At 69.8% G+C, this 21,352-nt stretch carries 16 protein-coding genes and 1 riboswitch; of the genes, 5 read left to right on the top strand and 11 right to left on the bottom strand.

From position 1 onward, the window contains the following. The 3 genes from B9Y95_RS20965 to dinB all read right to left on the bottom strand — a co-directional run bounded on the left by B9Y95_RS20965 (position 1) and on the right by dinB (position 2,463). Complete coding sequence (locus B9Y95_RS20965; RefSeq protein ID WP_085511048.1) at positions 1-630, bottom strand: ECF transporter S component; 630 nt, start codon at positions 628-630, stop codon at positions 1-3. A 36-nt stretch (positions 631-666) separates the two neighbouring features. Then, positions 667-775: riboswitch (TPP riboswitch) on the bottom strand. A gap of 50 nt (positions 776-825) precedes the next feature. Continuing rightward, positions 826-1,155 carry a hypothetical protein gene (locus B9Y95_RS03695; protein ID WP_085510655.1) on the bottom strand — a complete coding sequence of 110 codons (330 nt, stop codon included), beginning with the start codon at positions 1,153-1,155 and terminating at the stop codon, positions 826-828. A gap of 9 nt (positions 1,156-1,164) precedes the next feature. Next, positions 1,165-2,463, bottom strand: coding sequence for a DNA polymerase IV (gene dinB, locus B9Y95_RS03690; protein ID WP_085510654.1), 1,299 nt, complete (start codon positions 2,461-2,463; stop codon positions 1,165-1,167). A gap of 82 nt (positions 2,464-2,545) precedes the next feature. Between dinB and B9Y95_RS03685 the strand changes: the two genes are divergently transcribed. Then, complete coding sequence (locus B9Y95_RS03685) at positions 2,546-3,871, top strand: acyltransferase family protein (RefSeq protein WP_085510653.1); 1,326 nt, start codon at positions 2,546-2,548, stop codon at positions 3,869-3,871. On the opposite strand, the gene B9Y95_RS03680 is transcribed toward B9Y95_RS03685, so the two are convergent. The 4 genes from B9Y95_RS03680 to gatC form a co-directional block, all read right to left on the bottom strand. Then, positions 3,842-4,438, bottom strand: a complete 597-nt coding sequence (locus B9Y95_RS03680; RefSeq protein ID WP_085510652.1) for a hypothetical protein — start codon at positions 4,436-4,438, stop codon at positions 3,842-3,844. The genes B9Y95_RS03685 and B9Y95_RS03680 overlap by 30 nt on opposite strands. Positions 4,439-4,553: 115 nt before the next feature. Further along, the gene (gene gatB / locus B9Y95_RS03675; protein WP_079705682.1) at positions 4,554-6,053 is read right to left on the bottom strand and encodes an Asp-tRNA(Asn)/Glu-tRNA(Gln) amidotransferase subunit GatB; all 1,500 of its coding nucleotides are present in this window, start codon (positions 6,051-6,053) and stop codon (positions 4,554-4,556) included. A gap of 3 nt (positions 6,054-6,056) precedes the next feature. Next, on the bottom strand, positions 6,057-7,568 hold the full coding sequence (gene gatA, locus B9Y95_RS03670) for an Asp-tRNA(Asn)/Glu-tRNA(Gln) amidotransferase subunit GatA (RefSeq protein WP_085510651.1): 1,512 nt from the start codon (positions 7,566-7,568) through the stop codon (positions 6,057-6,059). Further along, positions 7,565-7,864, bottom strand: coding sequence for an Asp-tRNA(Asn)/Glu-tRNA(Gln) amidotransferase subunit GatC (gene gatC, locus B9Y95_RS03665; protein WP_064295120.1), 300 nt, complete (start codon positions 7,862-7,864; stop codon positions 7,565-7,567). The genes gatA and gatC overlap by 4 nt, the downstream gene beginning before the upstream one ends. A gap of 90 nt (positions 7,865-7,954) precedes the next feature. On the opposite strand from gatC, the gene B9Y95_RS03660 reads away from it, so the two are divergent. Further along, a complete protein-coding gene (locus B9Y95_RS03660) occupies positions 7,955-9,676 on the top strand; it encodes a long-chain-fatty-acid--CoA ligase (protein ID WP_234993950.1) in 1,722 nt (573 codons plus the stop codon). A 2-nt stretch (positions 9,677-9,678) separates the two neighbouring features. On the opposite strand, the gene ligA is transcribed toward B9Y95_RS03660, so the two are convergent. Next, positions 9,679-12,006, bottom strand: coding sequence for an NAD-dependent DNA ligase LigA (gene ligA, locus B9Y95_RS03655; RefSeq protein ID WP_234993949.1), 2,328 nt, complete (start codon positions 12,004-12,006; stop codon positions 9,679-9,681). Between the two features lie 151 nt (positions 12,007-12,157). On the opposite strand from ligA, the gene B9Y95_RS03650 reads away from it, so the two are divergent. Then, the gene (locus B9Y95_RS03650; RefSeq protein WP_079705678.1) at positions 12,158-13,636 is read left to right on the top strand and encodes a sugar porter family MFS transporter; all 1,479 of its coding nucleotides are present in this window, start codon (positions 12,158-12,160) and stop codon (positions 13,634-13,636) included. 60 nt (positions 13,637-13,696) lie between these two features. Here B9Y95_RS03650 and mnmA read toward each other — a convergent pair whose 3' ends face one another. Together mnmA and B9Y95_RS03640 are read right to left on the bottom strand one after the other, a co-directional pair. Next, positions 13,697-14,815 carry a tRNA 2-thiouridine(34) synthase MnmA gene (mnmA, locus tag B9Y95_RS03645; RefSeq protein WP_234993948.1) on the bottom strand — a complete coding sequence of 373 codons (1,119 nt, stop codon included), beginning with the start codon at positions 14,813-14,815 and terminating at the stop codon, positions 13,697-13,699. 61 nt (positions 14,816-14,876) lie between these two features. Then, positions 14,877-16,100, bottom strand: coding sequence for a cysteine desulfurase family protein (locus tag B9Y95_RS03640; RefSeq protein ID WP_085510648.1), 1,224 nt, complete (start codon positions 16,098-16,100; stop codon positions 14,877-14,879). Positions 16,101-16,168: 68 nt separating this feature from the next. Between B9Y95_RS03640 and glgX the strand changes: the two genes are divergently transcribed. Together glgX and ybaK are read left to right on the top strand one after the other, a co-directional pair. Continuing rightward, complete coding sequence (glgX, locus tag B9Y95_RS03635) at positions 16,169-18,211, top strand: glycogen debranching protein GlgX (RefSeq protein WP_085510647.1); 2,043 nt, start codon at positions 16,169-16,171, stop codon at positions 18,209-18,211. A 2-nt stretch (positions 18,212-18,213) separates the two neighbouring features. Next, a complete protein-coding gene (gene ybaK, locus B9Y95_RS03630) occupies positions 18,214-18,705 on the top strand; it encodes a Cys-tRNA(Pro) deacylase (protein WP_085510646.1) in 492 nt (163 codons plus the stop codon). Between the two features lie 23 nt (positions 18,706-18,728). Here the strand turns inward: ybaK and glgP are convergent, their stop codons facing one another. Then, on the bottom strand, positions 18,729-21,302 hold the full coding sequence (gene glgP / locus B9Y95_RS03625) for an alpha-glucan family phosphorylase (RefSeq protein WP_085510645.1): 2,574 nt from the start codon (positions 21,300-21,302) through the stop codon (positions 18,729-18,731). Between the last annotated feature and the right edge of the window lie 50 nt (positions 21,303-21,352).

The raw sequence follows: 21,352 nt of genomic DNA, 5'->3' as shown, positions 1-21,352 counted from the left end.
TCAGACCTCGCGCCGAGCGTCCCGCCCCGACGCGAACCGGCTGAGCGCTCCGGTCGACGCGAGTGCCCTGACGAGGGCCCAGCCGACGACACCGGCGAGGATCGCGCCCGAGACGAGCAGCGAACCGAGGTAGATCGCGTTGAACTCGACACCCTTCTCGAGGTTGCCCGACATCACGAGCTCGAGGAGCCATGCTCCGGCTCCGGCTCCGGCTCCGGCGAGGATGGCCGGAACAAGGCCGAAGCGCTTGTACGCGAACGCCGCGAACACCAGCTCAGCACCGAGGCCCTGAGCGAGGCCGGAGTACACCGTCGTGACGCCCCATGCGTTGCCGATGAGGGCGGAGACGATCGCACCGATGGTCTCGACGAGGAGTGCTGCGCCGGGCTTCCGGATGATGAGTCCGCCGAGCACCCCGCCGAGGAGCCAGATCCCGACGGCGATCCCACCGAAACCGGGCGTGACGGCGCTGGCACCCGCATACCAGAGTGATCCGAGCGTGTTCCACGCCCAGAAGATGAGGCCGGTCGCGACGCCGAGCACGGCGACCACGACGATGTCGACGACCCTCCAGCGCAAGGTCCGCGACGCAGCGCGTTCAGAGGGTGAGATCTTGGTCGATGCTGACACGATACGTGCCCTTCCTGTAGACGGAAAAGAGCACGGGATAGCGAGAAATGGTCTCCCTGCGCTGGCATGATCCAGATCAGGTTCGACGGTCGAAGGCGAATACCTTCCTCTCAGCCCGGTTCACCGGACTCCCGTGGTGGCACGATTCTAACCCCTGCCGTGCGCAGTCGCACGACAGGGGTTCGACGGAGAGGGCTACTTCTTGAGGGCCTTGATGAGGCCGGCCAGAGCCTTGCCGCTCACCCAGATGAACGGGATCGCGACGGCGATGAGCGAGATGAGGTTCGGGTCGAAACGGAGACCCTCGTCGGTCTTGATGTAGGCACCGACCGGGATCGAGACGCCACCGCCGCCACCGCCGCTCGGGGCGTCGTCGCCGTCGCCCTCGGAGCCGCCGCCGAAGCCGTAGTACGTCAGCGCGACGGGCACGAGCTTCGTGCCGTCGATGTCCTGCTGCTCCCCGTAGGCTGCGGACACGCCGAGCCCCTTCGCCTGTTCTGCCAGCTTCTCCACGAGATTCGTCATACCGCGAGGCTACCGCTCGGTATCCACCGGTCCAAGGGGTTGATCCGTGCTCCCAGCACCCTGCGAGTCTCCGCGACTGCCGAGTCCGCGACGCCTCGGCTTGCCGAGGAGGGAGGCGGGGGCGATCGCGAGATCGCCGAACCGGCTCGCGACCCGGTCGATCGTCTGCTCGGCTTCACGCCACTCCTCGTCCGGGTCCCAGAGCCCGGCACCGGCCTCATCGGCGGGGACGAGCTGGTCCACCTTCACCCCGACGAGGCGCACGAGGCGTCCGCCGCGATCGAGGTCGTCGAACAGCGACGCCGCCTCGTCGTAGACCCGACGCCCGACGTTCGTGGCCTCGCCGATGGTGCGCGACCGGGTGACGACGCTGAAGTCCGCATAGCGGACGCGGATGCTGATCGTCCGTCCGGCGTAGCCGCCCTTCCGGAGTCGGATCGCGACGAGACCGGCGAGGTTCAGCAGCTCGCGCTTGAGGATGGTCGGGTCGGACACGTCCGTCGGGAAGGTCACCTCATGGCTGACGCTCTTCTCGCGTCGTGCCAACTCGATCCCGCGCGGATCGATCCCGTTCGCGAGCTCGAGGAGTCGGCGACCGGAGGCCTCACCGACCGCGCGCTGGAGCATCGACAGCGGGGTGGAGGCGAGCTGACCGATGGTCCGGATGCCCCGGTTCGTCAGCTGCTCCTCCGTCCGACCACCGACGCCCCACAGCGCACCGACCGGCAACGGATGGAGGAACGCCAGGGTCTCGTCGGCTGGCACGACCAGGAGGCCGTCGGGCTTCGACAGGCCGGAGGCGAGCTTCGCGACGTACTTCGTCGACGCCAGGCCGACCGAGCACGGCAGGCCGGTCGCGTCGAGGACCCGTTGCTTCACGAGCGCGGCGATCGTCCGCGGGCTCCCGAGCAACCGGACCGCGCCCGACACGTCGAGGAACGCCTCGTCGATGCTCAGAGGCTCGACGAGCGGCGTGACCGACTCGAACACCTCCATCACCCGGTCGGAGTACTCGCGGTACCGGCCGTGATGGGGCGGCAAGACGACGGCGCTCGGACAGAGGCGCATCGCCTGGGACACCGGCATCGCCGCGCGCACGCCGTACCGGCGTGCCTCGTAACTGGCGGAGGTGACGACCGACCGCCCCTCCTTGTTTCCCACGATGATCGGCAGACCGCGCAGCTCGGGCCGTTCCAGCAGCTCGACCGAGACGAAGAACGCGTCCATGTCGACGTGGAGGATGGGGGTACCGCTGTCGTCGGCATCGTGCGCCGAGACGCGACGAGACGCTCCATCCTGCCGACTCATGACTCCATTGTCGCAGTCGCCTCCGACACGCTCTCCACAGGGGCCAGGGCGGGAGGGCTCGGCGACGCTAGGCTGTCCGGCGATGAGCACGCGAACGCGGACCGGGTCGGCCCCGGCGGTCCCAGACCTCTCCGGGCGGGACCTCGCCCTCGACCTCGTGCGCGTCGCGTGCGTCGTGACGGTCGTCATCGTCCACCTCCTGATGGTCGCGGTGGCGGTCGAGCCGGACGGCACGATCGGCATCTCCCGAGCATTGGAGCAGCAACCCTGGTTCGACACGGGTACCTGGTTCGGCCACATCATCCCGCTGTTCTTCATCGTGGGCGGCTTCGCGACGATCACCGGCTGGCGCAGCACCGTCCGACGTGGTGGCGGGACCAGCGACTTCCTCCGGTCCCGGGTGTTCCGACTCGCCCTGCCGACGATCCCGGTCCTGCTCTTCCTCGCCGCGGGGCTGTGGCTCGCCGGGGCGCTCGGTGTCGACCCCGCCATCATCGAGGCCGTCGCCGCAGGCGTCGGGTCCCCGCTCTGGTTCCTGGCCGCCTACCTGCTCTGCCAGGCGGTCGCTCCGTTCCTCGCCACCTGCCACGACCGCCACCCCTTCCTGACCTGTGCGGCACTGCTGGCCGGCGTGATCCTCGTCGACGTCGTCCGTTACTCGACCGGCCTCCTCGGCATCGGTCTCGTCAACCTGGTGTTCGTCTGGCCACTGCTGCAGCAGTTCGGGTTCTTCCTGGCCGACGGACGTCTCCGCTCCGTTCCGCGCCTCGTCCTCGTGGCCGTGGTGCTGGTCTCCTACGGCGCGCTCGTGCCGATCACGACCTGGCTGCCGTACTCGACCAGCATGCTCGGCAACCTCAACCCACCGACCCTCCCCCTCGTCGTCCTCGGAGTCGGGCAGCTCGCCCTGCTCGCCCTGGTGCACCCGCTGCTCACGGCGATCATGCGGACCCGCGCCGCGCGAGCCGTCGTCTTCCTCATCGGGTCCCGGCTGATGACGGTGTACCTCTGGCATCTCCCCCTGATCATCGCCGTCGCCGGTCTCCAGCTCGCCCTCGGCATCCCCTTCGCGGAACCGCTGAGCGCGGCATGGTGGTGGACCCGGCCGGTCGTACTGCTCGTCGTCGCGGTCCTGCTCGCGGGCGTCGGCACACTCCTCGGCCGCGTCGAGCACCCTCGCAAGCTGCGCCTCGACCCGGAGCGCAAGCCGGCACACGTCGCCGTGTGGATCGCGCTCGCGAGCGCCTTCATCATGCCCTTCGCGGAGATCTCCCACCCGCTCACCGCCGCGATGGCGGCTGCAGGTGCTGCCGGCTCGATCATCGCGGTCGTGCTCCTGAACCCGACCCGTCGGCCGGTCGAGCGCGTCTCGAGCGGATCAGACCAGGCCGTGGACCAGCGGCCGTAGCCACTCGCGGAAGGCCTCCCGGTCGTCCCGGAGCGACTCGCTGACCACGATCGTGTCGGGAGCGACCACCCACGCCCCCGGTCGGCAGATCGGAAGCACTTCGAGGTCCAACCGGAACGAGCTGGACTGTCGGCGCAACTCGAACTGGCGCTCGCGGATGAGTTCGTAGACGTCGGTGAGGCGGCTCGGCGACCGGCCTGCGAGCGCGCGCTCGTACTCCCGGATGCGAGCCGACGCCCACCGGTGCGCGTCGTCATAGGCCCGGTAGGCGAGTTCCTGCAGGTCGAGGGCTCGATCGAACACCTCGAAGTGCGGTGGACGGACCTCGGCCATGAAGAGGCGCGTGTCGCGACGGGCGATCCCGGTCCACCAGCCGTCGAACTGGACCGCGAGCGCGTCGAGGTCGAGGCCGACGACGTCGACCCGCTCCAGCCCCGGCGTGACCGCGGGAAGCTGCGCAACGCATCGCTTCCCGAGCCCTGCCATGTCACGGAACGCGAGCGCCAGCATGAGGGCCATCGGAGCGTCTTCCGTGACCTGCCACCGCATGGTGCCTTCGACCAGCATGGCGGAAGTGTATGCCGGGCCAGCAGTCGGCACCAGGGCTTCCCCTGGCCGACGACATCGGGCCCGAGCCGCCGTCGTCGACGGCGGCTCGGGCCCGAGGGTGCAGCAGTGACCGCTACTGCGAGGCGCGCTCCAGGACGAGTTCGCGCACACGCGCCGCATCGGCCTGTCCGCGCATCGCCTTCATCACGGCGCCGATGACCGCGCCGGCGGCCTGGACCTTGCCGTCGCGGATCTTGGCGAGGACGTCCGGCTGAGCGGCCAGTGCCTCGTCGATGGCGGCGATCAGCGGACCGTCGTCGGACACGAGCGCGAGACCGCGAGCGTCGATGACCTCCTGAGGAGTGCCCTCCCCGTCGATGACGCCCTCGAGCACCTGGCGCGCGAGCTTGTCGTTGAGCGTTCCGGCCTCGACGAGCGCAGCGAGTGCCGCGACGTGCTCGGGCGACACGAGGCTCGTCGCCTCGACGTCGCGCTGGTTCGCGATCCGTGAGATCTCGCCCGTCCACCACTTCCGTGCGGCGGCCGGAGCGGCACCGGCCTCGACGGTGGCCGTGATCTCGTTCAGCAGACCACCGTTCACGACGTCCTGGAACTCCAGGTCGGTGAAGCCCCATTCGCTCTTCAGCCGACGACGACGGACGGCCGGCTGCTCGGGCAGGGCCGCTCGGAGTTCCTCGATGAGTTCGGGCGACGGCACGACCGGGAGCAGATCGGGCTCCGGGAAGTACCGGTAGTCGTCGGCGTCGCTCTTCGGCCGGCCGGCCGACGTCGCACCGGTGTCCTCGTGCCAGTGCCGCGTCTCCTGGACGATGGATCCGCCGTCCTTGAGGATCGCGGCCTGCCGCTGGATCTCGTAGCGGACGGCGCGCTCGACGGAACGCAGGGAGTTGACGTTCTTCGTCTCGGTGCGCGTGCCGAGCTTCTCCTGGCCGCGTGGGCGCAGCGAGATGTTGGCGTCGCAACGGAGGTTGCCGCGTTCCATCTTCGCGTCGGAGATGCCGAGCGCCACGACGATGTCGCGGATCGCGGAGACGTAGGCCTTCGCGATCTCGGGCGCCCGGTGCTCGGTGCCGTAGATCGGCTTCGTGACGATCTCGACGAGCGGCACACCCGCGCGGTTGTAGTCGACGAGCGAGTACTCGGCACCCTGGATACGGCCGGTGGAACCGCCGATGTGCGTCAGCTTGCCGGCGTCCTCCTCCATGTGCGCGCGCTCGATCGGCACCGTCACGATGGTGCCGTCCGCCAGCTCGACGTCGACCGAGCCCTCGAACGCGATCGGCTCGTCGAACTGCGAGATCTGGTAGTTCTTCGCGAGGTCGGGGTAGAAGTAGTTCTTCCGCGCAAAGCGGCTCGAGGGTGCGATCGAGCAGCCGAGGGCGAGCCCGAGGCTGATCGAGTACCGCACCGCCTGCTCGTTCACGACCGGGAGCGACCCGGGCAGACCGAGGCAGACCGGCGAGATGTTCGTGTTCGGAGCGTCGCCGAAGCCGTTCGGCGCCGAGGAGAACATCTTCGTCTTGGTGTTCAGCTCGACGTGCACCTCGAAGCCGAGCACCGGCTCGTACAGTTCGAGGGCTTCTTCGTAGGAGAGGAGCTTGTCCTTGGCCATGGGTTACCGACCTCCGAGAGCGGGTGCCTGCGAGATGAGGGTGTGCCCCCACGTCGATTCGAGGAGCGCCTCGAGAGCGGCGCCGACCCGGTAGAGCCTGGCGTCCTCCCGTGCTGGCGCCATGAACTGGATGCCGACGGGCAGGCCGTCTTCCGGGGCGAGACCGATCGGCACGCTGATGCCGGGCACGCCGGCGAGGTTCGCCGGGATGGTGGTGACGTCGTTCAGGTACATCGCCAGCGGGTCGTCGATACGCTCGCCCAGCTTGAACGCCGTCGTCGGGGCGCTCGGGCTCACGAGGACGTCGACCTGGTCGAACGCCGCTGCGAAGTCGCGCTGGATGAGCGTCCGGACCTTCTGGGCGCTGCCGTAGTAGGCGTCGTAGTAGCCCGCGCTGAGCGCGTACGTGCCGAGGATGATCCGTCGCTTCACCTCGGGACCGAAACCGGCCTCGCGCGTTGCGGACATGACCTGCTCGACCGTGCCGCCGCCCTCGGGCGTGACCCGCATGCCGAAGCGCACCGAGTCGAACTTCGCGAGGTTGCTCGACGCTTCGGCGGGGAGGATGAGGTAGTACGCGGCGACGGCGTACTCGAAGTTCGGAGCGGAAACCTCGACGATCTCTGCACCGTTCGCCTCGAGCACCGCGAGCGCCTCCTGGAAGCGGCTCTTCACGCCGGCCTGGAAGCCCTCACCGTTGAGCTCCGTGACGACGCCGACCCGGAGGCCGCGCAACACGTCGCCACGCGCGCCCTCGCGGGCCGCAGCGGCCATCGACGGCCAGGCGTCGCGGAGCGAGGTGGAGTCGAGGGCGTCGTGCCCGGCGATGACGTCGTGGAGGAGGCCCGAGTCGAGGACCGTTCGACTGACCGGCCCGACCTGGTCGAGCGAGGAGGCGAGCGCGATCGCCCCGTAGCGGCTGACCGCGCCGTAGGTGGGCTTCACGCCGACCGTGCCGGTCACGTGCGCCGGCTGGCGGATGGACCCACCGGTGTCGCTGCCGAGGGCGATGGGCGCCTCGAACGCGGCGACCGCGGCGGCGGATCCACCGCCGGAACCACCGGGGATGCGGTCGAGGTCCCACGGGTTGTGGGTCGGGCCGTACGCGGAGTGCTCCGTGCTCGATCCCATGGCGAACTCGTCCATGTTCGTCTTGCCGAGCGGCACGAGACCGGCGGCACGCGACCGGGCGACGACGGTCGCGTCGAACGGCGACAGGTATCCCTCGAGGATCTTGCTCCCCGAGGTGGACGGCATGTCCGTCGTGACCAGCACGTCCTTGATGGCGAGCGGGACGCCCGCCAGCTCGCCGAGGTCTTCGCCCGCGGCACGGCGTGCGTCGATGTCGGCGGCGACGTCGAGTGCGTGGTCCGACACGTGGAGGAAGGCGTGGACGTCGCCGTCGACCTGCGCGATGCGGTCGAGGTGCGCCTGGGTGGCTTCGACGCTGGAGACCTCGCGAGTGCGGAGCTTGCTCGACAGCTCGGCTGCCGTGAGACCGATCAACCCGCTCACTGCTCCTCCCCCAGGATCGCCGAGACCTTGAAACGACCGTCGGCCGATTCCGGCGCGTTCTGCAGCGCCTGCTCCCGCGTGAGCGTGTTGCCGACGACGTCGTCGCGGTACACGTTCTCGAGCGGGATCGGGTGGCTCGTCGCCGGGACGTCAGGCGTGGCCACCTGCTGCACCTTCTGGATGTTGTCCACGATGGAGTCGAGCTCCGTCGTGAGGTGGGCGATCTCGTCCTGGCTCAGGGCGATTCGAGCGAGGTTCGCGAGATGCGCGACCTGCTCGGTAGTGATTTCCGACATGCGTCTCCCGTACGTGTAGCGGTGGCGGTCGCTCCAGTCTATTCGCCAGGGACGTGGTCGTCCGTCGGGCTCCGCCCCTACAGTGGGACGGTGACCCAGAACGACTCGAGCAGCCGTCCCCGTCCCCCGCACGAGCGTCCCTGGCTTGCGAGCTACGCCGCCGACGTGCCGGACGACATCCCCGAGCAGACCGGCAGCCTCGGCGATCTCGTCGAAGCCTCCGCCGCGAGCTACCCGGACGCCGTCGCGCTGGAGTTCTTCGGGTCGACCACCACCTACACGGAGCTCGAGGCGCTGATCGCCCGAGCCGCCGCCGGCCTGCGCGCACTCGGTGTCCGGGCGGGTGACCCCGTCGCCCTCATGCTCCCGAACTGCCCGCAGCACATCGTCGCGTTCTACGCGGTCCTCAGGCTGGGCGCCGTCGTCATCGAGCACAATCCGCTCTACACCCCCCAAGAGCTCCGCCACCAGTTCGAGGACCACCGCGCGACGTTCGCGATCGTCTGGGACAAGGTCGCCGAGCACCTGCAGGACTTCCCGGCCGACCTGGCGGTGCACTCGCTCGTGACGATCGACGTGACCCGGGCGATGCCGCTCCACATGCGCGCCGCTCTCCGTCTGCCCATCCCGAAGGCGCGAGCCTCACGGGCTCAGCTCACCGCGCCGGTCTCGGGCACCGTGCGGTGGGAGCAGCTCCTGACCTCGGGGCCGCTTCCGGCGAGCCACCCGAAGCCCGCGACCGACGCCCTCGCGCTCATCCAGTACACGAGCGGGACGACGGGCTCGCCCAAGGGGGCCGCACTCACCCACGGCAACCTGCTCGCGAACGCGGCGCAGTCCCGCGCCTGGGTGCCCACGGTCAAGCGCGGGGAGGCCGTCGTCTACGCGGTGCTCCCGATGTTCCACGCCTACGGCCTGACGCTCTGCCTGACGTTCGCCATGAGCATGGGCTCGCGCCTCGTCCTCTTCCCGAAGTTCGACCCGGCGCTCGTCCTCAAGGTCATGAAGAAGCGACCGCCGACCTTCCTGCCCGCCGTCCCGCCCATCGCCGACCGACTCCTGACCGCGGCGACCGAGCAGGGCGTGTCACTGCAGGGCACCGAGATCGCCATCTCGGGCGCGATGCCGCTGCCGCACGACCTCGTCGTCCCGTTCGAAGCCGCGTCCGGCGGCTTCCTCGTCGAGGGCTACGGGCTCTCCGAGTGCTCACCGGTCATCTCCGCGAACCCGGTCTCGACCGCACGGAAGCCCGGGACCATCGGCCTCCCGCTGCCGAGCACCGAGGTGCGCGTCGTGGATCCCGACGATCCGGAGACCGACCGACCGGCCGGCGAGGCGGGCGAGCTGCTCGTCCGCGGCCCGCAGGTGTTCCACGGCTACTACAACAAGCCCGAGGAGACCGCCGCCGTCCTGCTCCCAGGAGGCTGGTTCCGCACCGGCGACATCGTGTCCATCGATGAGGAGGGGTTCATGACGGTCGTCGACCGGATCAAGGAGCTCATCATCACCGGCGGGTTCAACGTGTCGCCGAGCGAGGTCGAGCAGGTGCTCCGCGGACACGCGTCGGTCGCCGACGCCGCCGTCGTCGGGCTCCCCGATCCCCACTCCGGCGAGCAGGTCGTCGCGGCCGTCGTCGCGGCTCCCGGTGCCACCGTGGAACCGGATGCCCTCCGAGCCTGGGCGCGGGAGATCCTCACCCCGTACAAGGTGCCGAAGCGGGTCGTCGTCGTGGACGAGCTCCCCAAGTCGCTCATCGGCAAGGTGCTGCGCCGCCAGGTCCGCGACGAGATGCTGCAGGCCGACAAGGACTGAGGTCAGTCCGTCGGCACCTCGTCGGCGGACGCCGCACCCTCGGCCTCATCCGCGGCCGGGGCCTCCGGCTCGCCGAGCGCCGCCGGACCCTCGGAGACGAGCAGGGCGAACTGCTCGGCGTCGATGATCCGCAGACCGAGTGCTTCGGCCTTCGCGAGCTTCGACCCGGCACCCGGGCCGGCGGCGACGAAGTCGGTCTTCTTCGAGACGCTCGACGCCGCCTTCCCGCCCGCCTGCACGATCGCTTCCAGCGCACCCTCCCGGGTGAAGCCCTCGAGCGAACCGGTGGCGACGACGGTGACACCGGACAGCACCCCACCGGCCGCGACCGCCGCGCCAGGCCCCGGGTGTCCGGGTGTCGCCCACTGCACGCCCGCCGCAGTCCACTCCTCGACGATCTCGCGATGCCAGTCGACCTCGAACCAGGCGATGAGCGCGTCGGCGATGATCCCGCCCACGCCGTCGACCTCTGCGAGCTCGTCGCGGGTGGCCGCACGGATGGCGTCGAGCGAACCGAAGTACTCCGCGAGTGACCGGGCGGCCACCGGGCCGACGTGGCGGATGTTCAGTGCCACGAGCAACCGTGCGAGCGGGCGGGTCTTCGCGCCGTCGAGGTTGGCGAGGAGTTCGATCGCGTTCTTGGACGGCACCGAGGACTCGTCGCCGTCGAACTCGGCCGCGGCCGGATCGTGCACGCCGTCCTTCTTGGCGCGTCGGCGGCGGAAGGGCGTGACGCGCTTCTCGGATCCGTCCTCGTTGAGCTTGGGCAGCCCGGTCTCGTTGTCGCGGACGATCACGGTGACCGGGAAGATGTCGGCCATCGTGAGCGAGAAGAGTCCGGCCTCGGTCGTCAGCGGTGGTTCCGCGGGCTCCACCGGCTGGGTGAGCGCCGCTGCCGCCACCTCGCCGAGCGCCTCGACGTCGAGCGCGCCACGGGAGCCGATGTGCTCGACGCGTCCGCGCACCTGCGCCGGACAGCTCCGCGCGTTCGGGCATCGCAGGTCGATGTCGCCCTCCTTCGCGGGGGCGAGGGTGGTACCGCACTCGGGGCAGTGCTCGGGCATGACGAACTCGCGCTCCGAACCGTCGCGGAGCTCGACGACCGGGCCGAGGACCTCGGGGATGACGTCGCCGGCCTTCCGGAGGACGACGGTGTCGCCGATGAGCACCCCCTTCGCCTTCACGACGTCCTGGTTGTGCAGGGTCGCCTGACGTACCTCGCTGCCGGCGACGAGCACCTTCTCCATGACGGCGAACGGGGTGGCGCGACCGGTGCGCCCGACGCTCACGACGATGTCGAGGAGCTTCGTGTTCACCTGCTCGGGCGGGTACTTGTAGGCGATGGCCCATCGCGGAGCACGACTCGTCGCGCCGAGCTCGCCGTGGAGCGCGAGATCGTCGACCTTCACGACGACGCCGTCGATCTCGTGCTCGACGCTGTCGCGGTGGGCGCCGAAGTACTCGATGAACTCCGCCGCGCCGGTCGCCTCGTCGTGGACCCGGTAGTGCGAGGAGGTCGGGAGCCCCCAGCTGTGCAGCAGCTCGTAGACCTGTGACTGCCGGGCGACGGGCGGCTGTTCCCACGCGCCGATTCCGTGGACGAGCATCTGCAGGCGGCCGAGCCGGTCGTGCATGAGTGCGAGCTGGGCCGGGTTCTTGCTCTCCGCCTTCTGGCGCAGGGAACCGCTCGCCGCGTTGCGTGGGTTGGCGAAGACCCGTTCACCGGCCGCCGCCTGGTTGGCGTTCAGTTCGCGGAAGGCCTCGACCGGGAAGAAGATCTCGCCCCGGACCTCGACGACCTCCGGGAACTCGACCTCGGGGTCTGACGACGTCAGGCGCTCGGGGATGGAACGGATGTACCGCACGTTCTCCGTGACGTCCTCGCCGACGACGCCGTCGCCGCGCGTGGCCGCGCTCACGAGGCGGCCGCGCTCGTACCGGAGGTTGATGGCGAGGCCGTCGATCTTCAGTTCGCAGAGGTACTGGACGGACCCTCCGGCGTCGCGCTCGACCTTGGCGGCCCAGGCGAGGAACTCCTCGATCGAGAAGACGTTGTCGAGGCTGAGCATGCGCTCGAGGTGGGTGACGGGGGCGAACAGCGTGGTCTCGGCACGCCCGCCGACGGTCTGAGTGGGGCTGTCCTGGCTCTGCAGCTCGGGGAAGAGACGCTCGAGCTCCTCGAGCCGACGGAGCATCGCGTCGTACTCCTCGTCGGAGGCGAGCGACTCGTCGCGCTCGTAGTACGCGTCGCGGAGCTCGAGGATGCGCGAGGTGAGTTCCTCGGCCTCGCTCGATGCCTGCTGGAGGGTCTGTCCGGTGCTGTTCGCCACGGCGTCCAGTCTACGAGCGGCGTCCGACACCGGCGGGCGCTTGACACCCGGCACGTCCTCCCGGATGTGCGCAACGGGGTCGGGGCGGGTCTCATCGAGGAGTAGGGTGTCGCAGTGCCGCAGGAACCATGCGCGCGGAATCGGAGGAACCATGTCCCAGTCCAGCAGTCCGGGAACGGGGGCGGCTCCTACCAGCAAGCAGCTGACCGCGCGCGTCATCGGCATCTCCGTCTCGGCCGCGGTCGGTGGCTTCCTCTTCGGGTTCGACTCCTCCGTGGTGAACGGCGCGGTCGACGCGATGCAGGACCACTTCGCGCTCAGTGAGGCGCTCATCGGCTTCGCGGTCGCGTCAGCGCTGCTCGGTTGCGCGCTCGGCGCCTACCTCGCGGGCCGGATCGCCGACAGCCGCGGCCGCATCTTCACGATGCTGCTCGGTGCCGGCCTGTTCTTCATCTCCTCCTTCGGAGCCGGCTTCGCCTTCTCCCCCTGGGACCTCGTCATCTGGCGCATCGTCGGTGGGCTCGGTATCGGCATCGCCTCGGTCGTGGCTCCGGCGTACATCGCCGAGATCGCACCGAGCGCCATCCGCGGCCGTCTCGCCTCGCTGCAGCAGCTCGCCATCACGCTCGGCATCTTCGCCGCGCTCCTGTCCGACTCCGTCCTGGCGGGCGCCGCCGGCGGCGCCTCGAACCCGCTGTGGTTCGGCGTCGAGGCCTGGCGCTGGATGTTCATCGCCTGCGCGCTCCCGGCCGTGGTCTACGGCGTGCTCGCGATGCGACTCCCCGAGTCGCCCCGGTTCCTCGTCCGCAAGGGCAAGTCGGACGAGGCCCGTCGGATCTTCGCGACCGTCTGGCCGCAGGAGGAGGTGGATCGCGCCGTCAAGCTCGCCGAGCAGGCGGTGAAGGACGATGAGCAGCAGAAGAAGGCGACCCTCTGGGGCGGACGCTTCGGGCTCCTGCCGATCGTCTGGATCGGCATCATCCTGTCGATCTTCCAGCAGTTCGTCGGCATCAACGTGATCTTCTACTACTCGACGACGCTGTGGAAGGCTGTCGGGTTCCAGGAGTCCGACTCGCTCCTCATCTCGGTCATCACCTCGGTGACGAACGTCGCGGTCACCGTCGTCGCCATCCTGCTCGTGGACCGCATCGGTCGACGGCCGATCCTCCTCGCGGGTTCCATCGGTATGACGGTCTCGCTCGGCGCGATGGCGATCGCGTTCACGCAGTCGGTCACCGACAGCGCCGGCGAGGTCTCGCTGCCCCAGCCGTGGGGCACGATCGCCCTCGTGGCCGCGAACGTGTTCGTCGTCGCGTTCGGCGCGTCGTGGGGACCGCTCGTCTGGGTGCTCCTCGGCGAGATCTTCCCGAACCGCCTGCGCGCGAAGGCGCTCGGTGTCGCGGCGATGGCGCAGTGGATCGCGAACTTCCTCATCACGGTCAGCTTCCCGGCCCTCGCCGCGTTCTCCCTGCCGGTGACCTACGGCATGTACGCGCTGTTCGCGCTCCTCTCGTTCGTCTTCGTCCTCGCGAAGATCCCCGAGACGAACGGCCTGACGCTCGAGGAGGCGGAGACCCTCTTCGTCAAGAAGCCCAAGAAGTCCAAGGCGGGCGCACAGACCCGATCCTGACGATCGACGCGGACCGCCCGACGAGCCTGGCTCGTCGGGCGTTCCGTCGTTCCGGTGTCCTCAGGCGGAGGCGGCGGCTCCGACGGGCACCGCGCTGACGGTGCGGTCGATCGTGAACTGGCCGAGGACGCGCGTCCCGCTGTACAGCACGGCGGTCTGTCCGGGAGCGACACCGTCGAGTGGCGTCTCCGGGTGGACGACGAGCTCGCCGTCGACGAGCGTCAGCGCGGCGGGGACCGGGTCGGCGTGCGCACGGATCTGGACGTCGCACGGGATCGGTGCGACGCCGACCTCCGGCGCCCTCCCCGCCCAGGTGAAGCGCGAACCGGCGATCTCGCCGATGGCGAGCGCCTCCTTCGGCCCGACGACGACCGTGTTGTCCTTCGGGCGCACCTCGAGGACGAAGCGCGGACGTCCGTCCGGCGCCGGCACGCCGAGGTGCAGGCCCTTGCGCTGGCCGACGGTGAAGGCGTGGGCTCCCTCGTGCGAACCGACGACGGCTCCGTCGCGGTCGAGGACCTGGCCGGTCTCGGTGCCGACCCGCTCCCCCAACCAGCCCTTGGTGTCGCCGTCGGGGATGAAGCAGATGTCGTGGCTGTCGGGCTTGTTCGCAACCGTGAAGCCGCGCTCTCCGGCCTCGGCACGGACCTCGGCCTTCGACGGCGTCGCGCCGAGCGGGAACATCGAGTGCGCGAGCTGTTCGGCGGTGAGCACGCCCAGGACGTACGACTGGTCCTTCGCCCAGGCACTCGCGCGGTGCAGCTCGCGATCGCCCTCGGGGCTCGTGACGATCGTGGCGTAGTGACCGGTCACGACCGCGTCGAACCCGAGGTCGAGCGCCTTCTCGAGCAACGCCGCGAACTTGATCTTCTCGTTGCAGCGCATGCACGGGTTCGGGGTCCGGCCGGCGCGGTACTCGGCGATGAAGTCGTCCACCACGTCGAGCTTGAAGCGCTCCGAGAAGTCCCACACGTAGTAGGGGATGCCGATCAGGTTCGCCGCGCGCTGGGCGTCCATCGAGTCCTCGATGGTGCAGCACCCGCGACTGCCGGTGCGGAGCGTGCCCGGCATCCGGCTGAGCGCCAGGTGGACGCCGACCACCTCATGGCCTGCGTCGACGGCGCGTGCCGCTGCCACGGCGGAGTCGACTCCGCCACTCATCGCTGCCAGAACTTTCACCGGGCAAGTCTACGCGCCAGCCGCTGGACGGCCACCCGCAAGCGGTGACGGGGGCGGCTGCTCAGGGACGAGCGCCCAGCGCCGTGTCGCGGTCGGCGGAACCGGCCCGACTCGCCTGTGCGTACGCGCGCGGCAGGGCCTGGAGGAAGTCGTCCACGTCCGTCTCGGTCGTCGTCCGGCCCAGCGTGATCCGGAGCACCGATCGGGCCTCCGTCTCCGGGCGTCCCATCGCGAGCAGGACATGCGACGGTTCCGGGACGCCGGCCTGGCAGGCGGAGCCCGTCGAGACCGCCACGCCTGCGAGGTCGAGGAGGAAGAGCATCGAGTCCCCCTGTGCGCCGGGGAACACGAAGTTCGCGTTCGACGCGAGTCGCTCGCTGGGATCACCCGTCAGCTCGGCCTCCGGAACGGTCGCCCGCACGCCGGCCACGAGTCGGTCGCGCAAGGTGCCGAGACGCTCCTGCTCCGCGGTCCGCTCGAGCGCCATGAGCTCTGCGGCGACGGCGAACCCGACGGCTGCCGCGACGTCCTGCGTGCCGGAGCGGAGTCCGCGCTGCTGTCCACCACCGTGCTGCAACGGCTCCACCACGGCTGCGCGGCTCACGACCAGCGCCCCGATCCCCACGGGACCACCGATCTTGTGCGCGGAGACGCTGAGCGCCACGAGACCACTGGCACCGACGGATCCGGACGCGGCGCGAAGGTCGGCGAGGTCGATGGGGAGGTGTCCGTAGGTCGAGACCGCGTCCAGGTGGAACGGCACCTCGGCCGCTGCGGCGAGCGCCGCCAGCCGGACGACGGGCTGGATGGTGCCGACCTCGTTGTTCGCCCAGAGCGCCGTCGCCACGGCGATGTCCGGGCCGTGGTCGACGAAGCGCTCGGCCGCCGTGTCGAGCGAGACCCGTCCGAGGTCGTCGAGCGGGATCCAGAGCGGGGACGCCCCCTCGTGGCGCTCGAGCCACTCGACGGTGTCGAGCGTGGCGTGGTGCTCCCCCGCGGGTGCGAGCACGGCGGCGCGGCGTCGATCCTGCTGGCGGTGCCAGTAGAGCCCCTTGAGCGCGAGGTTGATGGATTCGGTGCCGCCGGACGTGAAGACGAGTTCGATGGGGTCGCATCCGAGGGTCGCTGCGACCCGCTCACGCGCCTCTTCGAGGAGGCGGCGGGCCTGCTGCCCGGGGCCGTGGATGGAGGCCGGGTTGCCGACGGTCGCCATCGCGGACGCGTAGGCCTCGATCACCTCGGATCGCACCGGGGTCGTCGCGGCGTGGTCCAGGTACACCACCATGCCGCTCCTCCCCTCTCCGCGGTGTCCGCGGCTCTTCGCGTACTCCCGCACTCACTACTGTAGAACCCATGAACGCTGGTGACCCCTTCCACGATCTCGGCGTCCGCCTCGGCCCGTCCGGTGGCGAGCTCCGTGTGTGGTCCGAGCACGCGGATGCCCTCGAACTCGTGATCTTCGACGACAAGGATCTGAACTGGATCACCCACTCGGTCGAGATGACCCGCGACGACGACGGGGTCTGGAGTGGGAGTTCCGAGGAGCTGGTGCTCGGCCGACGCTATGCGGTCCGCGCCTCCGGGCCGTCCTTCCCGAACAACGCCTTCGACTCGAGCCTGCTGCTCCTCGACCCGTACGCCCGCGGGCTCGCCCGGGTGTCGGCCGAGCAGTGGCGTTCCGTCGTCGTCGACGACGCGTTCGACTGGGGCGGTGTGCAGAAACCCCGTGTCCCGCTCGACCGGACCGTCGTGTACGAGGCGCACGTCAAGGGGCTGAGCAAGCTGCACCCCGACGTGCCGGAGGAGCTGCGGGGCACGTACGCGGGCCTCGCCCACCCCGCGATGATCGCGCATCTGCACGATCTCGGGGTGACGAGCGTCGAACTGCTGCCGGTGCACGCATTCACCTCTGAGCAGCGTCTCATCAAGCAGGGCCTCGTCAACTACTGGGGCTACAACACCCTGAACTTCTTCAGTCCACACGCCTCCTACGCGACGAAGACGGCTCAGGCGGGTGGAGCGGACGAGGTCCTCCGCGAGTTCAAGGGCATGGTGAAGCTGCTGCACGAGGCCGGACTCGAGGTCATCCTCGACGTCGTCTACAACCACACCGCCGAGGAGGGTCCCGGCGGACCCCGCACAAGCTTCCGCGGCATCGACAACGCGACCTACTACCGTCAGGACGCCACCGGCGCCTACATCGACGTGACGGGTTGCGGCAACACCGTGGACTTCGGCCACCCGATCCCGCAGCAGCTCGTGCTCGACTCGTTGCGGTACTGGGCGGACGAGGTGCAGATCGACGGCTTCCGGTTCGACCTCGCTGCGACGCTCGGCCGTAACGAGGCGGTCGAGTTCACGCCCGACCACCCCTTGCTCCAGGCGATCGTCCACGACCCGTCGCTCGCCGATGCGAAGATGATCGCCGAGCCCTGGGACGTCGGGATGGGCGGCTGGCAGACGGGGAACTTCCCCGCCGGTTGGCATGAGTGGAACGACCGGTACCGGGATCGCGTCCGCAACTTCTGGCTCTCCGACATCGACTACGCGAGGCGGGCGGACGCCCCGGTCGGGATCGGTGGGTTCGCGACCCGTCTGGCCGGATCGAGCAACACCTTCTCCGCCGAGCGCGGTCCGCTGGCCTCCGTCAACTTCATCACGGCCCACGACGGGTTCACCCTGGCCGACCTCGTCTCGTATGACGTCAAACACAACGTCGGGAACGGCGAGTCCAACCGCGACGGGACGGACAACAACCGTTCCTTCAACCACGGTGCCGAGGGCCCGACGGACGACACCGCGATCCTCGCCGCTCGTCGCAAGGCGATGCGGAACCTCCTCGGCACGCTCCTGCTGTCGGCGGGTGTCCCGATGCTCACGGCGGGCGACGAGTTCGGGCGGAGTCAGCGCGGCAACAACAACGCCTACTGTCACGACTCCGAGCTGACGTGGGTCGGGTGGACGAGGGAGGCCTGGCAGGACCAGTTGCTCGCGCACAGCCGCCGGCTCCTCGAACTGCGCCGCGAACACCCCGCCCTCCGACCGGAGCACTTCGCCGCCGCCGGAACGACGGTACCGGGCGCGAGTGTCATGGACTGGTTCGACGCCTCGGGCGGGACCATGAGCACCGAGGACTGGACGAGCCCGCGGAACCGGACACTGCAGTTCTTCTCGACCAGCACGCCGGAATCCGAGGAGCTCGACCGCGTGCTGCTCATCGTGCACGGCGTCGAGCAGCCGGTCGAGGTCACGTTGCCCGAGCACGAGGGCGTGACCGCGTTCGTGCGCATCTGGAACTCCGCGGACGACGCGCCGACGTCCGCGGAGGAGCAGTTCCTCCCCGGCCAGACGGTCCCGGTCTCGGCCACGTCGATGCAACTCTTCCGAGCCGTCTGACGATGGCGAAGCGCAGGGCCGAGGGTGGCGGCACCCCGGCGACGGTGGCGTTGACCTCGCTGGGCATCCCCTTCACCCCGCGCTCCTACCGACACGACCCGTCGGTGACGGCCTTCGGTCTCGAAGCCGCCGCTGCGCTCGGGGTCGACCCGCCCAGGGTGTTCAAGACCCTGCTGGCGGAGGTGGACGGGTCGCTCGTCGTCGCGATCGTCCCGGTCGCCGACCAACTCGACCTCAAGGCGCTCGCGGCGGCCCTCGACGGGAAGCGGGCGACGATGGCGGATCCTGCCGTCGCCGAGCGGAAGACGGGCTACGTGGTCGGCGGCATCAGCCCGATCGGGCAGCGCACCACGCTCCCGACGGTGCTCGACGAGAGCGCCTTCGAGCACGAGACGGTGTTGGTCTCGGGTGGTCGGCGCGGGTTCGACCTCGAACTCACCCCGTCCGACCTCGGAACGGCCGTCTCCGCCGTCGTCGCGCGGATCGCCAGATAGCCGGATCCCTCGACGAGATCGCCCTACTGGTCCGCCACGGCGACGAGCCCGAGTTCCGCGGGGGTGAGGAGCAGCTCGTGTCTCGGCACGATGCGCACCGTGTACCCGAACCCGCCGGCCCGATCGAGGGGAAGCGTCCCGGCGTACTCGAGCGTGTGCTCCGGCCGACTCGTCGACGGGGACTGCTGCTGCTCGAGCGGCTGCGTCCGGATGTCGAGCAGTTCTCCCCCGGTACCGGGTACCCCGCAGACCACCTCGACGGTCACGTCCTCCGGTGACAGCGATCCCAGCTGGACGTAGGCGCGCAGCCGCAGCACGTCACCGACCTGCGGGACCGCGTCGACACCGCCGCTCTCGACATGGGCGACCGCCAGCTGTGGCCAAGCCTCGCGCACCCGCTGCTTGTACGCCGCCAGCTCGCGCGCCCGCTGCTGATCGGACGCGTTGAGCTCGCGCTCCATCGCAGCCGCCGGGAGGTACATGCGCTCCGTGTACTCGCGGACCATGCGGTCGGCGCTGAGTGGTTCGGACAGCGTCGAGATCGTGTGTCGCACCATCTGCATCCAGCGCTGCGGCAGGCCGTCGTCCTCGCGCTCGTAGAACCGCGGCACCAGCTGGTGCTCGAGGATCTCGTACAGCGCCGTGGCCTCGAGGGCGTCGCGTTCCTCGTCGTCCGCCGCACCGTCGGCAGACGGGATGACCCAACCGTTCTCGCCGTCCGCGTACTCGTTCCACCATCCGTCGAGGATCGACAGGTTCAGGGCCCCGTTGAGTGCGGCCTTCATGCCGGACGTCCCGCAGGCTTCGAGGGGACGCAGCGGGTTGTTCAACCACACGTCACAGCCGGGGTAGAGCGTCTTGGCCATCCCGATGCCGTAGTCCGGCAGGAAGACGATGCGCGATCGGAGCTCGGGGTCCTGGGCGAACCGCACGAGGTGCTGGATGAGCCGCTTGCCGTCGTCGTCCGCCGGGTGTGCCTTGCCCGCGACGACGATCTGGACGGGCCGTTCGGGGTCGAGCAGGATCGCGCGCAGTCGATCGGGATCGCGCAGCATGAGGGTGAGCCGCTTGTAGCTCGGCACGCGCCGGGCGAACCCGATCGTCAACACCTCGGGGTCGAGCAGTTCGTCGATCCAGGACGGGAGCACCGCCTGCGGATTCTGGCTCCGATACCCGTCGGCGATCCGGCGCCGCACGTCGGCGACGAGGCGCTCCCGCATCCCGTGCTTCCGCGACCAGAGCTCGGCGTCCGAGAGCGAGGGATCGGACCAGTCCGCCCGACTCGTGTCGGTCGTCCCCCACCGGTCCACGGCGAGGTCGACGAGCGACGGATCGGTCCAGCTCGGGGCGTGGACACCGTTCGTGATCGACGTGATCGGCACGTCCGAGACGTCGAAGCCTGGCCAGAGGCCTCGGAACATCGCGCGGCTCACCTCGCCGTGCAACCGGCTGACGCCGTTCGCGCGCTGTGCCAGACGCAGGCCCATGATCGCCAGGTTGAACACGTCGGCCGAGCCACCGTTCGCCGTCTCGTCACCGAGTGCGAGGACGTCCGGTGCGGCGACGCCCGGGAGCAGGTCACCGCTGAAGTAGCGCGTGATCACCTCGCGGTCGAACCGGTCGATCCCGGCTGGAACCGGGGTGTGCGTCGTGAAGACGGTCCCGCCGCGCACGAGCTGCAGCGCCTCGTCGAAGGAGAGGCCGTTCCCGACGAGGTCGCTGATCCGCTCAAGCCCAAGGAAACCGGCGTGGCCTTCGTTGGAGTGGTACACCTGCGGAAGCGCGTGGTCCGTGAGCTCGCTCCACTGCTTGATCGCTCGGACACCGCCGATGCCGAGGAGGAGTTCCTGCAGGAGTCGATGCTCGCCGCCACCGCCGTACAACCGGTCCGTCACGCCGCGCAGGTCGGCGACGTTCTCCGGGATGTCCGTGTCGAGCAGTAGCAGTGGCACCCGACCGACCTCGGCGATCCAGACCCGTGCCGACAGGCTCCGGTCGTCGGGGAGCGCCAGGGTGACGGTGACCGGTGTCCCGTCCGGTTCCCGGAGCACGGTGACCGGGAGTCCGTCGGGGTCCTGCACGGGATAGGACTCCTGCTGCCAGCCGTCGTTCGTGATCGTCTGCGCGAAGTATCCGGAGCGGTAGAGGAGGCCCACGCCGACGAGCGGCACACCCAGGTCGGACGCGCTCTTGAGGTGGTCGCCGGCGAGGATGCCGAGGCCGCCCGAGTACTGCGGCAGGGCCGCGGCGATACCGAATTCGGGCGAGAAGTAGGCGATCGTCTGCGGTTTCGGGTCCGCGAGGCCCTGGTACCACCGCGGCTCCTGCAGATACCGGCGGAGGTCGGCGTGCAAAGCATCGGCCCGGCCGACGAAGTCCGCATCGGCGGCGAGTTCCGCCAGTCGCTCCGGTGTCACGAGTCCGAGGCCGCTGATCGGATCATGGTCGGACTCGCGCCAGACGTCCGGTGCGATCTCGTCGAACAGGCGCTGCGTCGGCTCGTGCCACGACCACCGCAGGTTCGCAGCGAGGGCGGTGAGCGAGGTCAGGGACTCGGGGATGAGCGCGCGGACGGTAAACCTGCGGATAGCCTTCACGCGCTCACTCTATGGCAACCGCGGAACGCACCCGGACGCTCTTCGGGCGG

It is taken from the genome of Plantibacter flavus, from assembly GCF_900177615.1.
GTDB classification, from domain to species: Bacteria; Actinomycetota; Actinomycetes; order Actinomycetales; family Microbacteriaceae; genus Plantibacter; species Plantibacter flavus.
Note: the sequence above shows the minus strand (reverse complement) of the source record. Positions and strands in the feature narration are given on the sequence as shown.

Coding starts and splice junctions, on each gene's coding strand:
- B9Y95_RS03695 (WP_085510655.1), bottom strand. CDS start 1,155: ATGACGAATCTCGTGGAGAAGCTGGCAGAACAGGCGAAGGGGCTCGGC.
- dinB (WP_085510654.1), bottom strand. CDS start 2,463: ATGAGTCGGCAGGATGGAGCGTCTCGTCGCGTCTCGGCGCACGATGCC.
- B9Y95_RS03685 (WP_085510653.1), top strand. CDS start 2,546: ATGAGCACGCGAACGCGGACCGGGTCGGCCCCGGCGGTCCCAGACCTC.
- B9Y95_RS03680 (WP_085510652.1), bottom strand. CDS start 4,438: ATGCTGGTCGAAGGCACCATGCGGTGGCAGGTCACGGAAGACGCTCCG.
- gatB (WP_079705682.1), bottom strand. CDS start 6,053: ATGGCCAAGGACAAGCTCCTCTCCTACGAAGAAGCCCTCGAACTGTAC.
- gatC (WP_064295120.1), bottom strand. CDS start 7,864: ATGTCGGAAATCACTACCGAGCAGGTCGCGCATCTCGCGAACCTCGCT.
- B9Y95_RS03650 (WP_079705678.1), top strand. CDS start 12,158: ATGTCCCAGTCCAGCAGTCCGGGAACGGGGGCGGCTCCTACCAGCAAG.
- B9Y95_RS03640 (WP_085510648.1), bottom strand. CDS start 16,100: ATGGTGGTGTACCTGGACCACGCCGCGACGACCCCGGTGCGATCCGAG.
- glgX (WP_085510647.1), top strand. CDS start 16,169: ATGAACGCTGGTGACCCCTTCCACGATCTCGGCGTCCGCCTCGGCCCG.
- ybaK (WP_085510646.1), top strand. CDS start 18,214: ATGGCGAAGCGCAGGGCCGAGGGTGGCGGCACCCCGGCGACGGTGGCG.